The sequence below is a fragment of the Lichenifustis flavocetrariae genome, from assembly GCF_026130545.1.
Lineage (GTDB): Bacteria > Pseudomonadota > Alphaproteobacteria > Rhizobiales > Beijerinckiaceae > Lichenihabitans > Lichenihabitans flavocetrariae.
The window spans coordinates 192,960-207,723 of the sequence record NZ_JAMOIM010000009.1 but is presented as its reverse complement, the minus strand read 5'-3'; the positions used below and the strand labels follow the sequence as shown (position 1 = coordinate 207,723).

12 protein-coding genes, 1 tRNA gene and 1 pseudogene are annotated in these 14,764 nt (G+C 65.1%); all 14 read right to left on the bottom strand.

Going from position 1 to position 14,764, the window contains the following annotated elements:
• Positions 1 to 210: 210 nt before the first annotated feature.
• Positions 211 to 1,056 (bottom strand): phosphoenolpyruvate hydrolase family protein, encoded by an 846-nt coding sequence (locus tag M8523_RS15460; protein ID WP_282585772.1) that lies wholly within the window; start codon positions 1,054 to 1,056, stop codon positions 211 to 213.
• A 2-nt stretch (positions 1,057 to 1,058) separates the two neighbouring features.
• Entirely contained in the window at positions 1,059 to 3,260 is a 2,202-nt protein-coding gene (locus M8523_RS15455) for an ABC transporter permease (RefSeq protein ID WP_282585824.1), read from the bottom strand.
• A 10-nt stretch (positions 3,261 to 3,270) separates the two neighbouring features.
• Positions 3,271 to 4,068: an ABC transporter ATP-binding protein gene (locus tag M8523_RS15450; RefSeq protein WP_282585771.1), complete on the bottom strand. Its 798-nt coding sequence runs from the start codon at positions 4,066 to 4,068 to the stop codon at positions 3,271 to 3,273.
• Entirely contained in the window at positions 4,065 to 5,135 is a 1,071-nt protein-coding gene (locus M8523_RS15445) for a branched-chain amino acid ABC transporter permease (RefSeq protein ID WP_282585770.1), read from the bottom strand. The genes M8523_RS15450 and M8523_RS15445 overlap by 4 nt, the downstream gene beginning before the upstream one ends.
• Before the next feature lie 67 nt (positions 5,136 to 5,202).
• Positions 5,203 to 6,219: a branched-chain amino acid ABC transporter permease gene (locus tag M8523_RS15440; RefSeq protein WP_282585769.1), complete on the bottom strand. Its 1,017-nt coding sequence runs from the start codon at positions 6,217 to 6,219 to the stop codon at positions 5,203 to 5,205.
• 220 nt (positions 6,220 to 6,439) lie between these two features.
• Positions 6,440 to 7,267: a helix-turn-helix domain-containing protein gene (locus M8523_RS15435; protein WP_282585768.1), complete on the bottom strand. Its 828-nt coding sequence runs from the start codon at positions 7,265 to 7,267 to the stop codon at positions 6,440 to 6,442.
• 249 nt (positions 7,268 to 7,516) lie between these two features.
• Positions 7,517 to 7,825: a hypothetical protein gene (locus tag M8523_RS15430; RefSeq protein ID WP_282585767.1), complete on the bottom strand. Its 309-nt coding sequence runs from the start codon at positions 7,823 to 7,825 to the stop codon at positions 7,517 to 7,519.
• A gap of 86 nt (positions 7,826 to 7,911) precedes the next feature.
• Positions 7,912 to 8,007, bottom strand: a tRNA-Sec gene (locus M8523_RS15425).
• A gap of 123 nt (positions 8,008 to 8,130) precedes the next feature.
• Positions 8,131 to 9,960, bottom strand: a pseudogene (gene selB / locus M8523_RS15420) (selenocysteine-specific translation elongation factor); the annotation flags it as partial.
• The gene (locus M8523_RS15415; RefSeq protein ID WP_282585766.1) at positions 9,957 to 10,739 is read right to left on the bottom strand and encodes a tetratricopeptide repeat protein; all 783 of its coding nucleotides are present in this window, start codon (positions 10,737 to 10,739) and stop codon (positions 9,957 to 9,959) included. The pseudogene selB and the gene M8523_RS15415, both read right to left, overlap by 4 nt.
• The gene (selA, locus tag M8523_RS15410) at positions 10,726 to 12,123 is read right to left on the bottom strand and encodes an L-seryl-tRNA(Sec) selenium transferase (protein ID WP_282585765.1); all 1,398 of its coding nucleotides are present in this window, start codon (positions 12,121 to 12,123) and stop codon (positions 10,726 to 10,728) included. Before selA ends, M8523_RS15415 begins: the two co-directional genes overlap by 14 nt.
• Positions 12,124 to 12,173: 50 nt before the next feature.
• On the bottom strand, positions 12,174 to 13,097 hold the full coding sequence (gene fdhE, locus M8523_RS15405; RefSeq protein ID WP_282585764.1) for a formate dehydrogenase accessory protein FdhE: 924 nt from the start codon (positions 13,095 to 13,097) through the stop codon (positions 12,174 to 12,176).
• 55 nt (positions 13,098 to 13,152) lie between these two features.
• Positions 13,153 to 13,839 carry a formate dehydrogenase subunit gamma gene (locus M8523_RS15400; protein ID WP_282585763.1) on the bottom strand — a complete coding sequence of 229 codons (687 nt, stop codon included), beginning with the start codon at positions 13,837 to 13,839 and terminating at the stop codon, positions 13,153 to 13,155.
• On the bottom strand, positions 13,836 to 14,753 hold the full coding sequence (fdxH, locus tag M8523_RS15395) for a formate dehydrogenase subunit beta (RefSeq protein WP_428350659.1): 918 nt from the start codon (positions 14,751 to 14,753) through the stop codon (positions 13,836 to 13,838). Before fdxH ends, M8523_RS15400 begins: the two co-directional genes overlap by 4 nt.
• Between the last annotated feature and the right edge of the window lie 11 nt (positions 14,754 to 14,764).

Genomic DNA, 14,764 nt, shown 5'->3' with positions numbered 1-14,764 from the left:
TCACGATGCGCGATGTCAGGGGTGTCTGGCGATGGAACGAGCGGTCTCGGGTGTCCTTCTCCCCTTGCGGGAGAAGGTGCCCCGAAGGGGCGAATGAGGGGGAAGGCGCGAAGCGCCTGCGGCGCTTACCCCTCGTCCCCCGCTGCGCGGGACCTACTCCCGCAAGGGGAGAAGGGATCGCGCCCAGGTTCTCACCGATTACCGAGGACATCATGCGCCACCCCCTGTCCGGCCGATCGCCTTGAAGGCGCGGGTCTGATCGGTCAGTGCAGCTTCCACCGGCAGTCGCTCCATGGAGGACGCGCCGTAGAAGCCATGACAGTGCTTGGTGTTCCGCAGCACGAAGCGGGCATCCTCCGGCATGGCCACGGGCCCGCCATGGACCAGGATCAACGCGTCCGGGTTGACCCTGAGGGCGGCGGCGGACCAGCGGTCGACAAGCGTCGGACAGTCTTCGAGCTTCAGCGCCGTCTGCGCCCCGATGCTTCCTCCGGTCGTCAGTCCGAGGTGGCACACGATGATGTCCGCTCCGGCTTCCGCCATTGCGGTCGCATCCGCCTCGCAGAACACGTAGGGCGTCGTCAGCAGGTCGAGCGCCCGCGCCTTGCGGATCATCTCGACTTCGAGGCTGTAGGACATTCCGGTTTCTTCGAGATTGGCCCGGAAGGTGCCGTCGATGAGCCCGACGGTCGGAAAATTCTGCACGCCTGAGAAACCGAGGCGTTTCAGCTCGGGCAGAAAGACATCCATGTCGCGGAACGGGTCGGTGCCGTTGACACCCGCCAGCACCGGGGTGTGCTTGACGATGGGCAGCACCTCGCACGCCATGTCGACCACAATGGCATTGGCGTCACCATAGGCCAGGAGCCCGGCCAGCGAGCCCCGCCCCGCCATGCGGTAGCGGCCGGAATTGTAGATCACGATAAGGTCGATGCCGCCGGCTTCCTCGCATTTGGCCGACAAGCCCGTGCCGGCGCCGCCGCCCACGATCGGCTCGCCGCGCGCCCTCATGGCGTGGAAGCGTTCGAGGATGGCGTGACGTGAAATGGCTGGCATGGTCAGCGCGCCCCCTGTCGCTTCTGTGCCCGCGACTTGGCCGTAATCGCGCGATGGGCGGCCACCGCCTCGGCCGCAAAGGCCGGATCGTTGATGGCGTGCGGCGAGCGGATGAGCTGGCGGGCGGCCGTGACCCGGACGGTCTTCTCCAGGGCATCGAACAACGCCGCATCGGCCGCCGGATCGTAGAAAATTTCGCCAGGACGATCGATGATCGACACGCCTCCGAGCGGGAGCAGGAACCGCACCGGACCTTCCATCTGGTTCAGCTTCTCGCCGATCCAGCGACCCATCTCGGCGTTTTCCTCGGCGGTGGTCCGCATCAGCGTGACCTGCGGATTGTGCTCGTAGAACAGCCGGCCTCTGTAGCGCTCTGGCACCGTCTCGCGGGCTCCGAAGTTCACCATGTCTAGGGCGCCGACCGAACCCACATAGGGCACGCGGCGACGAATGACGGCGCCGAACCGATCGGCCGTCGCCGGAAAGACGCCGCCGAACAGGAAGTCGCACACCTCCGTGGTCGTGATGTCGATCACGGATCCGATCAGCCCGGCCTCGACCAACGCTTCCATCGATTGCCCGCCGATGCCTGTGGCGTGGAACACCAGGCAGTCGGCCTCGGTTTCCAGGGCCTTGGCGATCACTTGCACGCAGGGCGTGGTGACCCCGAACATGGTGATGCCGATCGCAGGCTTGTCGACCGGTTTGGCCTCGGCCGCGCCTTCCCTGCGGCCACGCACCATGCCGGCGAGCGCATGGGCGCCGTTCGACAGCACCATACGGGTGATCGGGTTCAGCCCCTGCACGTCGGCAACCGCATGCATCATCAAGATGTCGCTGGCACCCACGTAGGCCCGAACGTCGCCCGACGCGACAGTCGAGATCATCACCTTGGGAACCCCGATGGGCAGCGACCGCATGGCCGGCGCGATCATGGCCGTGTTGCCGGATCCCCCGGCCCCGATGATCCCGCCGATGCGCTGTCTGCGCATCCATGCTTCGAAGGCGACCGTCATGCCCGCGATGGACGAGCCACGATCGCCGGTGAAGACGCCGCTCGGTCCGCGCGGATGATAGGCGGCAATCTGATGCGCCGGGATATCGGCACCCGTTTGGGCGCCCGACGTCGATAGGTCGGCGAGCCGCACCCCCAGGCCCTGCGCTTTCAGGAGGTCGCGGAGGAACCGGAGCTCCGGCCCCTTCGTATCGAGCGTTCCGGCCACGATCACCGCACCTTCGCCCATGGAGACGGCAGGCCGAAGTTCGCCGGCTTCTCCCGCCATAGGGGAAAGGCTCGAAATCGTGCGGGCGGATTGCTCAAGCAGCCGGACCGGCACTGGTTGCGACCAGCGGTTCGGCGGAACGGGGTTCGACATATAAATCTTGCGCGGACCTACCGGTGCGGCCGCGATTTGCGGTCCGGCTAGCGCTTCCGATCCAGGTGTTTCGTCGTGCGCGTGGCGGCCGACGCCGAGAAGACGCTGCTGCAGGTCGCGATCACCCGCGAGTTCGGCCGCATCGGCCTCGCGATTGATCCGGCCGTTGACCATGATGGCGACGCGGTCCGCGACCGCGGTCGCGACCCCGATATTCTGCTCGATCACGAGGACATCGATGTCGCCCTCCTGGCCGAGCCGTGTCAGCATCGCCTCGACCTGGGTGACGATGACAGGGGCGAGGCCCTCGGTCGGCTCGTCCATGACGAGGAGACGGGGGTTGAGCAGAAGGGCACGCGAGATCGCCAGCATCTGCTGCTCGCCGCCGGACAACTGGCCGCCGCCGTTGGTCTTGCGTTCCGCCAGCCGCGGAAACGTCGCGTAGATCCGCTCGATCGTCCAGGCGCCGCCTTTGGTCGAGACCAGCCGCAGGTGTTCGTCGACCGTGAGAGAGCGCCACAGCCGACGGCCCTGCGGAACGTAGCCGACCCCGAGCCGGGCCACGTCGGCCGGCGCAAGCCCGCGCAATTCCCGGCCGGCGAAGCGAATGGAGCCTCCCGACGCCGGAACGAGCCCCATGATCGCCTTGCAGAGCGTGGTCTTGCCCATGCCGTTGCGGCCGACGACCGACAGGACGCCGCCATGCAGCGTAAGGTCGACGCCCTGCACCGCATGCGAGGCGCCGTAATGGACGTGGAGGTTGCGGATTTCGAGGACGGGCGCCCGCGCGTTGCCCTTCGTCGGCGGAGATCCGGCCACTGACCTCATGCGGCTGCGATCAGGCATGACCGCCTCCGAGATAGAGCGCCTGCACCTCGGGATCGGCCTCGATCTCTTCGGGCAGCCCTTCCTTGAAGATGCGGCCGTTGTGCATCATCGTCACGCGCTCCGCGACCCGCAGCGCGACATCCATGTCATGTTCGATGATGATGAAGCCCATGTGGCCGGGCAGGTTCGTGAGGATTTCGACGAGTTCGCGCCTCTCGGTCGGCGATAATCCTGCGGCCGGCTCGTCGAAAAGCACAAAGCGCGGCGCGCCCGCGAGCGCGAGCGCGATCTCCAGCTGACGCTGCTGTCCGTAGGACAGGACCGCGACCTTGATGTCCCTGACGTCGCGCAGGTGCACGGCTTCGGTCAGTTGCTCGGCCGTGGCCAGCAGCGCATCGTCGCGCCTCGGTCGTATGAAGGAAAATCGGCTTCGCGACACGCCGCAGCATGCGAGATACACGTTGTCGAGCACCGAGAGGCCGGGGAACAGCTGCGAGATCTGGTAGGTACGACGAAGGCCGCGCCGGATCCGCTCATGGGCTGGGAAGCGCGTCACATCCTCGCCGAACAGCCGGATGGTGCCCGAGGTCGGGAGAAAATCGCCGGTGATGCAGTTGAACAGCGTCGTCTTGCCGGCGCCGTTCGAGCCCAACACCGCGCGCCGCTCGCCTGGGCTGACCGAAAGCGAGATGTCGGTGAGCGCCGCCAGAGCGCCAAACAGCTTGGTGACCCCACGCAGTTCCAACGCATTGGCGGTGCCGGCCGAGGACAGGCGCTCGGCAATCGAGCGGGTTGCGACGGCGCTCATCGTGACACCTCCCTGTCGGGAAGAATGCCGCGCTGCGACCGATTCTGCAGTTTCGTCCAAAGCCCGAGCAGCCCATCGGGCGACCCGAACACGATGATGAGGAAACCCAGCCCGATCAGCAGTTGGAACCGCTCGCCCGACAAGCCCACCGCGACCAGCGCGTCGAGTGCGAAGGTTCGCAGGATCACATAGATCAGGGCTCCGATGAAGGCGCCGATCGGGTGGCCGATACCACCCACGACCGCGATGATCAGGATATCGATAGCTGGTCCCACGGCGACGGTTCCCGGCGACACCTGCGCGTTCAACCAGACCAGGAGCACGCCGGCCACAGCCGCGATCAGGCTCGCGACGCTGTAGGCCGCGATCCGATGGGCCGTGACGCTGAACCCGAGAGCGGCCATCCGCCGGGCATTGTCCCGCACACCCTGAAGGGCCAAGCCGAACGGAGTGCGTGCCACGTAGAGAACCGCCAGATAGGCCAAGGCCGCGCAGCTCAGGATCAGGTAGTAGAACGCGATGGGGTTGTGCCAGTCGACCCCCAGGAACACGGGCGGGATCAGGTTGTTGAAGCCGGTGAAGCCGTTGAAGACCGCATAGTTCTGCTGGACGAAGTAGAAGAAGGCGGCGGCGATCGCGAGCGTAATCATGATCGTGTAGATGCCGGCTGTCCGCACCGCGAGCGCACCCACGAGCGTGCCGAACACGACCGCCACCAGCATGGCCACGGGCACCGCGAGCCACCAGGGCCAGTTCAGGCTGATACCGCTGACCGCACTCGTGCCCAGGATCGCGGTGAGATAGCCGGCTATTCCGGCAATCGTCAGCTGCACGAGACTGACCATGCCGCCATAGCCCGCCAGGAACATGAGGCTCAGCGCGATCATGCCGAGGATCATGGCCCAGCCGAGGATCTGGAGGAGGACGAAATGGGAACAGAACAAGGGGGCGAGAACCAGCAGGGCGCCGACGACCCAATAAAGTCCCGGGATCTCGCCGGTGGCAGGACGCGCGGGCGCCTGGGTCGTTGCAGTCAGGCGCGGTGACTTGGCCGAGACCGCCGTCATGCCGATCGAGCCCCGGACTTGGGCTGGCCGCCTGACCTGTCGAGCCGTCGGGCATCGTCCCGGCGCATCACGTGCGCCCGCTCGCCAATAGGCCCTGTGGCCGGAACGCCAGCACCACGACCATGATCAGGAAGGTGAGAACGACCGCGTAGGTCGGAAAATAGACGGAGCCGAGTTGCTCCGAGAGGCCGATGATCAGGGCTCCGAGAGCAGCGCCCGGGATCGATCCCATCCCGCCCACAATGACCACCACCAGCGAGGCCAGCAGGAAACGGATGTCCTCGCCCGGTGCGATCGACTGGAATGTGCCCCCGACGACGCCGGCCACGCCCGCGAGCCCCGCACCGAACGCGAACACGAGGATGAAAACGCGCTGGATTCTCACGCCCGTGGCCGACAGCATGTCGCGGTCGTCGACCCCGGCCCGGATCAGCATCCCGATCCTGGTTTTGTTGAGAGCCAGCCACACCGCCACGCCGAGCACGACGGCCGCGCCGAACACCGCGAGACGGACGACAGGATACGTCAGGTAGACGGCCTCGCCATTGCTTTTAACGGCCGTCACGAGCGGCAGCTTCACCGGCCCGGACAGCCAGCCGGGTGCCAGGATCTGATAGAAATTGCCGCCCCAGATCCAGAGCATCAGATCGGCCAACACGATCGAGATGCCGATCGTCACGAGCGTCTGGCGGAGATCCTGCCCCTCCATGCGCTGGAAGACGAAAAGCTGAAGCAGGACGCCGAGCGCGCCCACGACGATGAAGGCGGCGACGAAGCTCAGGAGCCAATAGCCCGTCAGCGCCGAGACTTCATAGCCGACGTAGCCGCCGAGCATGTAGAGCGAGCCATGCGCCAGGTTGACATTGCGCATGAGGCCGAAGATCAGCGTGAACCCGCTCGCGACGAGAAAGTAGAGCCCGCCGAGCGTGATGCCGTTGAAGAAGGCGTTCAGGAAAATCTTCTTGGATCCGGCCCAAGCCACCATGCCGGGCGGCCATGCCGCGAAAATGGCCCACAGCAAGGCTGCCGCCGCGACAAAAACGATGAGTGACCAAATGGGGTGCCGCGACGCAAATGCACTCATGCGTCACGCCCTCGCTCATAGGCGTCGATGTCGTCCAGTGCTGAGTGAAGGCGTACTAAAGTCCGCATGAGGTTCCGGTCGTTTCGTCCCGTCGGGTCTCTACGGACCGCGTTGGCACGAGACTAGAACGGGAATTGCAGGGCCGCGTACCTCAAAGTCTTCTCCCATCGTCCGGCGCCGATCATCTTGCCGCATGCCGGGCGAGCGCGCTGCCGCGCGCTCAAGCGAGGCGGCATGCGACGCGGCGGTAATCGCTCGGAGGGACGCCGACGTTCGTGGTGAAGAACCGCGTGAAACTCGCCTGAGATGCGAAACCGAGGTCAAGCCCGATCACGGTCACCGGGTCGGCAGTGCCGGTGAGACGGTCAATCGCAGCCTCCATGCGTAAGGTGTTCAGGTAAATGTTCGGGGTGAGACCGACGTGTTGCCGAAACAGCTTGTAGAAGTGGGGGCGCGAGAGGCCGGCATCGCGCGCGATCGTGTCGATCGCGAGTTCGTCGGCGATGCGCGCCTGCATCAGGCGGATGGAATTGCGGATGCGAAAGTCGCGGTAGAGACTCGAGCGATCGGCGGCCGTCGGCGCACGTCGGTCTTCCCAACTCTGTTCGTAACAGGCGCAGGCGAGGTCACAAAGGTGCCGATCAAAGCCGCCGGATGCGCCCTCGCCAAGCAGCAGAGCAACGATGCGGTCGACGAGCCGATGGAGCCCTGGTGTCATCTCAAGCGTCGATCGGCCGAAGCGAAGGCCGCCACGACCGCCCACACCCTCGTCGGATGTCCATTGCGGCTTCAAATAAAGTACGAGCGCGACCGTGCTCTCGTAGGCGTCGCCGGGATCGTAGCTGTGCGGCTGCCATGGGTCGACCGCGACGCCCGTCAGATCGTCAAGCCCGATGGGCAGCTCTGAGACCGTGATCCTGGCCGACTTGCCTCGCACATAGAATGTAAGATGAGCCTCTCGATGTGCGTGCATCAAGAAGGCTTTGTTCAACTGATAAAGCGCAGCCCGGCCGAATTGACCGTGGCGCACAGCGAGAGCGGTGCTCATTCCCCCTCCGGCGAGGGCGCGCATCCCGGTGCAGTCGCATATCGACCATCACGCAGCCGGGTACGCCCCTCGATACAGGTCGGACCGAGACGTCGAAGACGTCGTCGTTCCCGACGTTTCCTTATGTCGCCCACCTCGTTCGGGCAGTGTCGACGGAGAGAATAGAAGGACCAATCGTTGGACGGGTCAAGCCGACTGTTCAGGTCTCGAAGGCTCTACACGATCAGCGGCTTCCGCAAGCCTGGCTGTTCAATGCGGCTTCATCACATCCAGCGAAAGACGCAGGCCTTCGCGGTTGAAGAACTCTCCGTTCTTAATCAGCAGGCGGTCCTCATGGAGCTTGCGCACAAGGGCGGCAAGGCGGCGTTGAGCCTCCGCGTCGCGCACCAATCCTTCGCGGTCCGCCTGGAAGAAAGCCGCGGCTGACCAATCGACCTTCGCACTGGCAAACAGATCCATCATAGCGGGCCAGCGCGTCTCGTCGCCAATCACGTGCAGATAGGCGGAGCGCAGAATGTCGATGTTCGCGTCGCCGATATGGACGAGCACGAACAGCATCGTGAATGGGCCCGTCGACGCGAAAGTCTCGACCATCCATTCGTCGAAGTCGGTGTGGATTGCCCCGCTCATTCCCGTTCAACCCCTGGCGGAAGAGAATGGGAGTCGAACCCACCCGGGACAGTCTCGCTGCCCCACCCGGATTTGAAGTCCGGACGCCCCACCGGAGACGATTCTCTTCCCTGCGGGCTGTCTGTCGCTGTTGGCTGGAGCTGCGGGACGAACAGATCGAGACGGTGCGGATTGATACGGCGCAGGTCGCCGCGCCGCAAGGTCACTCCATGCCGGTCGAAGAAGTCGAGGATTTGGATTGCGACCTTGCGGCCATTGTCCATCCGGTCACGAAACTGGGCGGCGGTGAATTCCCCTTTTGGAGCTTGTGTCGCAACGTCGCAGGCCAGCGCCACCATCTCGGCCGTGGTCGAGCGCGCGAAGAAGTGGTCATGGGCGATCTGATCCACACGGCCCAGTCGCGCGCAGAGCTTGAGGATGCGACGCACCTCGGTTTCTGGGCTGCCGAGTTCCCCTGCAAGGTCGCGGACCCTTGGGGGCCGGAACCGGCCCCCGGTCCCAAGCCTCGGCGAAATCGCCGCCCAAGTCGCTTCGTCGGCAGCGCTCAGGCGCACCTCGTGCCCGGACAGGCGCACGAAGGCGCCTTCCAGCACAAGGTGCCCGGCCTCCGCTTCTGCCTGCAGCACCGCAACGAAGGCCGCCACCGGGAGCCGTGGCTCGACCGAGAGGCGCAGCCTTTCGCGTCCCACACCCTGCAATTCTGCGCTTTCGACATGGAAACGCGAAAGTTCGGCTTCGATGTTCCGGATCAACCTCGCCCAAGAGTCCGGCGCAAGTGCGAGTCGATTCTCGTTGGATGGCAAGACGATCGCCTTTGTGGCGTGTTCAAGTTCCGTCGTCTGGCCGATCGACAGCGCGTGATCCCGGGCAAAGTCGCTCAGGTCGACCAAGAAGGGCGGCTGTCGAAGAAGCTCGGCGAATGCCTCTACTGGATGCGGGCGAGCGAGCGCACTCAGTTGCGCCAGACGCTCGGCCGTGCGGCGCTTACGTGCGGGCGCGCGAAGGTCGAGGAAGCGGCCGCCCCCGAGCGTGCGCTGCGCAGAAACATCACGGATGACGAACCGATCCCCGGCCGCGGCCGCGACAGGACGGTCGAGGACGAGTTGCACCCAGCCTGTGCCGCCGGGCGGTATGGGAGGGCCGAGTGGTACGATGCGGGCGCCGACTTCGGCACTGGCTTGATGCAGCCGCGCCGGAAACCACGTGCCAATCGGCTTGGCTTCGGCGGGAAGAAGATACAACTCGGCGTCAATGCGGTCACTGGGGGCGTGGAGTTTCGGATCGAGCACGACGTCGCCGCGCGCGATCGCGTCTTTGGTAATGGCGTCGCCAGCGAGGTTGAGCGCGCAACGTTCACCTGCAACGCCGTGTTGGGCTGGCCTGTTCTGGGCATGCAGCGACCGGACGCGGGCCGTGAGCCCCGAGGGGCTGACGGTCACGCGATCGCCGACCGTGATCCGTCCCGACAACACCGTCCCGGTGACCACAACACCAGCGCCCGTCAGGGTGAAACACCGGTCGACAGCAAGGCGGAAGCGGCCGTCCGCATGCCTCACGACGATCGTGCGCTCGGCCTCGGCCAGTAGAGCTCGCAGGTCGGCGATCCCTTCGCCGGTGACAACGGACACCGGCACGATTGGCGCATCGCACAAGGCCGTAGATTCGAGCAAACCGGTGATTTCAGCTCTGACGGCAGCCGTGCGCGCCTCGTCGGCCAGATCGGCCTTGGTCAACGCGACAATGCCACGTCGGATGCCGAGCAGATCGAGAATGGCGACATGCTCGCGGGTCTGGGGCATCACGCCATCGTCGGCGGCAACCACGAGCAGCGCGACGTCGATCCCGCTGGCGCCGGCCAGCATCGTGTGGACGAAGCGCTCATGGCCGGGAACGTCGACGAAGCCCGTGACCCGCCCTTCCGCCATTGGCCGATAGGCGAAGCCGAGATCGATCGTGATCCCGCGCGCCTTCTCTTCTTTCAGCCGATCCGTATCGACGCCCGTCAAGGCTTTGACCAGCGCCGTCTTGCCATGATCGATGTGGCCCGCCGTGCCGACGATCATGAGGGATTGTCCGTGAGCGGTGCCGCCGCGCGCTGCGCCGCCAACTCGAACTCGGACGGGTCGAGACCCGCCCGCGCGGCGGGCAGGAACGGCTGCGCCAAGGCGCTCCCGCCCGCTTGCGCCCGCAGCAACCAAACCAAAGCGCCTACACCGTCTTTCGCGACGCCGTTGCCGAGCAGATGCGCGGCACCCAGCATGGCTTGACCATCCGCATCGCCGTGCCGCGCGGCCTTGCTCCACCAGATTGCGGCCTCGGTAGGGTTGCGCTCGACCCCTAGGGCATTGTGATACAGCATGCCGAGCCGTGTCATGGCGGAAGCCACACCGGCATCCGCGGCGAGGCGTGCCCAGTGCCGCGCCTCGATCGGATCGACCGGGATGACGTCGCCTTCAAGGAGCATCCAACTCAGCATGTCCTGTGCCGGAGCATCGCCTTGTTCGGCTGCTTGCCGGTAGAGCGCGGCGGCCCGGATGAAGTCGGCCTCGATGCCATCGCGGCGAAAGTGAAATGCAGCGCAATTGCGCTGCCCGACCGGATCTCCGGCCTCGGCCGAAAGCGTCAGCCACTTGAGCGCGAGCGCGGGATTGCGCTTTACCCCAAGTCCCTCCGCGAAACAGGCCCCGAGATTGTTTTGTGCACGAGCGACTCCGGCCAGCGCAAGCGGCTCCCAGAGCGCGAACGCGGCGGCATGATCACCGACCTCGGCCGCTCCGAGCGCCAGCTCCATCGGGTCGGTCGAGGGCGCCGGCCGACGGCGAAACCGGTCAAGCCATGCCATTCGGGGGCAATGCCGCTAGAGATTGCAGGAAGGCCGGTTCGTCTTCAAGGCATCGCAGGTCAAACACGATCGCGTCATCCTTGATGTGGCCGACGACGGGACGGGGCAGGGCGCGCAGGTCTGCCGCCAGACGGTTCAGAGCATGGCCGTCCGCTGCGCGAAGCCGCAGTCCGGCACTCGGCAGGGTATCGATCGGCAGCGCGCCCGAGCCGATCTGACTACGACACGCGCAGACCTCGACCGAGCGGGTGGGGCCGAGCAATGCCGCCACAAGCGGTTGCAGCCGTCGCGCGACGGCTGCGATCTCGGGCTCCTTGCGGGCGAGAAGGCGAAGCGTGGGAAGGCGGTCGGCGAGGCGGTCGGGATCGCGATAGAGCTTCAGGGTCGCGGCGAGCGCCGCGATGCGGATCTTGTCGACACGCAGCGCCCGCTTCATCGGATTGCGATTGATGGCGGCGACAAGATCCTTGCGGCCCACGATGAAACCCGCCTGCGGGCCGCCGAGCAGCTTGTCGCCCGAGAAGGTAACGAGATCGGCACCTTCTGCCACCGTCTCGCGAACTGTCGGCTCCTTGGCCAGATCGTAGATCGAAAGATCGACCAGCGTGCCCGACCCGAGATCGTTCAGGAGCGGCACGCCCGCCTCACGGGCCAGGGCGGCGAGGTCGCGGCCACCAACCTCGGCTGTAAAACCTTCGATCCGGTAGTTGGAGGGGTGCACCTTGAGGATCAGTCCGGTCCCGGCCCGCAGCGCCGCTCGGTAATCCTTGGCGTGTGTCCGGTTGGTGGTGCCGACTTCGACAAGCGTGACGCCCGCGCGCGCCATGATGTCCGGCATCCGGAAGGCGCCGCCGATTTCGATCAGCTCGCCGCGCGACACGATGGCTTCGCGTCCCGCGCCGAGCGTGTTGAGAGCGATCAGCACCGCCGCAGCATTGTTGTTGACGACGGTGGCGTCCTCGGCGCCGGTCAGTTCGCACAGGAGCGCGCGCAGATGGTCGTCCCGTTCGCCACGCCGTCCTGTGTCGAGATCGAATTCAAGCGCTGCCGCCTCGCGCATGGCGTCCACAGCCGCCGAGATCGCCGCTTCGGCCAGGATCGCGCGGCCGAGATTGGTGTGCAGAACGGTGCCGGTGAGATTGAAGAGCGGGCGGAGGTTTGATCGCTCCTCACCCTGAAGACGATCGAGAACGCTGGCGGTGATGAGGGCTATTGCGGGAAGACTCCCGCCATCACGTATGTCTTGCCGTCTCTCGTCCAGCACATTGCGAACGGCAGTCGTCACGGCGCGGCGCCCGAAGCGACCGACGGCCTCAACGATGACAGGTATGTTCAAAGTCTGATCGACCGAAGGAAGAGCCCTCAAAGCGCTATTATCGAGCATTGTCGTCCTGACAACGACCTCTGAACGACAGGAGGATGATCGGCATGAGTTCAATAGCCGAGCATGAAAGGATTGGATCCGGCGGCGCGATAGTCCGTCCCACGCATGAGCATGTCGAGCCCGAGGCTCGCGACATCATCCGCGACCGGGTCCAGCGACGGATTCTGGTTCTGATAAAGAATTTTGATCCAGCTGTGACAATGGTCGCAGACCTCAGCCTTGACGGTCGCCGTGGTGCCCGGTTCGGAGGTGTCGCGATACCCGATCCCCTGCGTCGACCCACAAGCGATGCATTTGACGCGAACTTCGTTCCACGACGTGCTGCAACAGGAGCAAACCGCATAACGGGCGCCCTCCGCCCCCGAGAAGCCGACGACGACCGAGACCCCGGGTGGGCCACCACACGCCGGACATACCCCGACCGCGATGGGAACGAGCGTCGATGGATCAAGCGCCGCGGCGCATCGCGCCGCATGAACCTGAATGCCGGCCGCGACGAAGAGGTGCGGCGCGAGACTGTCGCGCGGGATGGCATCGGCCAGCACATTGGCCGTCATGGCGCGCAACATCCCGGGTTCAGCCTGTCGTGTCGTCGAGAGTGCCTGTGCGGCGGCGGCCGGCATCTCGATGGTCGCTGCCGCTTCGAACAGGCGATCGAATGTCGTTGCGAGGTCGGGCGCTGTAGCCAGACTGGCCCGATCGATCGGTGGCATAGCTGCCGCCCGCGCGCGCTCGATCTGTGCCGCGTCAGGCGGCGGGAGCGCGGGCAGAGTCGCCACGAGACTGGCTTGTGCCCGCGTGAGCGCGCCCAGAAAATTGAGATAGGGCGCCAATTTGCTGGTTGAGGCTAGGATGTCGAAGCGATCCGCACGCCGCGTGAAGATGCGGAGTGGGCCAGGCGGCAGAACGAAGGGCGCCTTACTGACGCCGCCGACCATTGACGGGTCGGGCTGCAGGGGACTTTGCTCTGCCATCTCGCCTCACGGGCCACGATGTCTCGCTTCATGATTCTCAGAGGAAGCCGCAACTCTATTCCGCAGGACCGACCCTGTGCTGACCCGCCAGTTTTCGCAACCATTTCCGGTGATGCCGCCACGCCCATCCGCCCGTCACTGAGCCACGTGTCATGGCGCGCAGCGTGCCCCGCGTCCAGATCCCGGCATAGACGTGGAGGATGAAGACGCAAATGATCAGCACGGCCGCCACCGAATGCGCCAGTATTGCGATGCGCTTGGTGCCGATGGCTGTCGCATCCGCGAAATACTGGTCCCAGATGATCACGCCCGAGACGATCAGGATCAGGATCAGTCCCGACATGGCCCAGAAAACGAATTTCTGACCGGCATTGTATTTCTCGAGTTCCGGCAACCGCTCTTCATGGCCGGCGATAAGGTCGCCGATGCGGGACAGCCAAACGAAATCAGTGCGCGTCCAAAGGTTTGCCCGCCACAATTGAAAGAAGAACACGAAGAAGCTGACGAACAACACGATCCCGAACCACGGGTGCAGCATGCGGGTGTTCTGGCCTCCGCCGAAAAAGTCCGTGAGGAAGAACAGGGACGGGGTGAAGAGCGCCAGTCCCGAGATCGCCAGCAGGATCAAGCTTGCCGCCGTGACCCAGTGGTTCGCCCGCGCCGCCGGGCCATATCGATCGACAGTCAAAGGCGGACCGATATGAATGGCGTCGCCGGGCTGGATGCGCTCCGCTTCGGTCAAACCCGGGCCTCCGGCTTGCGCTCGACGAGCTCCTCGGCGGCTTCCTCATCCTCTTCGGTCACGCGATTGGGCCTGCCAAGGATGCCGTGCAGCAGACTCCCGGCCGCCGCCACACCCATGAAGGCAAGTCCCACGTATTTGGTCACACCCTTCCAGGTTTCGACGACAGGGGAGATGCGTGGGTTGTCCGGAAGGTCGGCGTAGATGTGCGGCTTGTCGTTGTGGTGGAGCACATACATCACATGTGTGCCGCTCACGCCGGGCGGATCGTAGAGGCCCGCATTGGCATAGCCACGCGATTTGAGATCGGCGATCCGCTCGTCCGCGTGCTTCTTCATGTCCTCCTTGGTGCCGAATACAATGGCCTTGGTCGGACAGGCCTTGGCGCAGGCCGGACCTTGGCCGACCGCCACACGATCGGAACACAAGGTGCACTTATAGGCCTTGTGATCGACCTTCGAGATGCGTGGGATGTTGAACGGACACCCCTTCACGCAATAGCCGCAGCCGATGCAGTTCTCGTGAACGAAATCCACGATGCCGTTCGAATATTGCACAATGGCGCCCGGAGACGGGCAGGCCTTCAGGCAGCCTGGATCAGAGCAATGCATGCAGCCGTCCTTGCGGATCAGCCATTCGAGATTGTCGGTCTCGGGGTTCACCCATTCGGTGAACCGCATCAGCGTATACATGTCCGCCGTGAGGTCGTGCGGATTGGTGTAGACCCCGACATTCTCCTCGATGGCCGGGTTCGTGTCGTTCCACTCGATACAGGCCGACTGACAGGCCTTGCAGCCGATGCATTTGGAGACGTCGATCAGCTTCGCGACCTCGGTCAGCTGCCGCTCGGGCGGCGGCAGCGACGAGGTGGCCGAGCGCCGGATGAGATCACGCTCGGTGAGGTTGGTCTCCATCGGCTGCACGG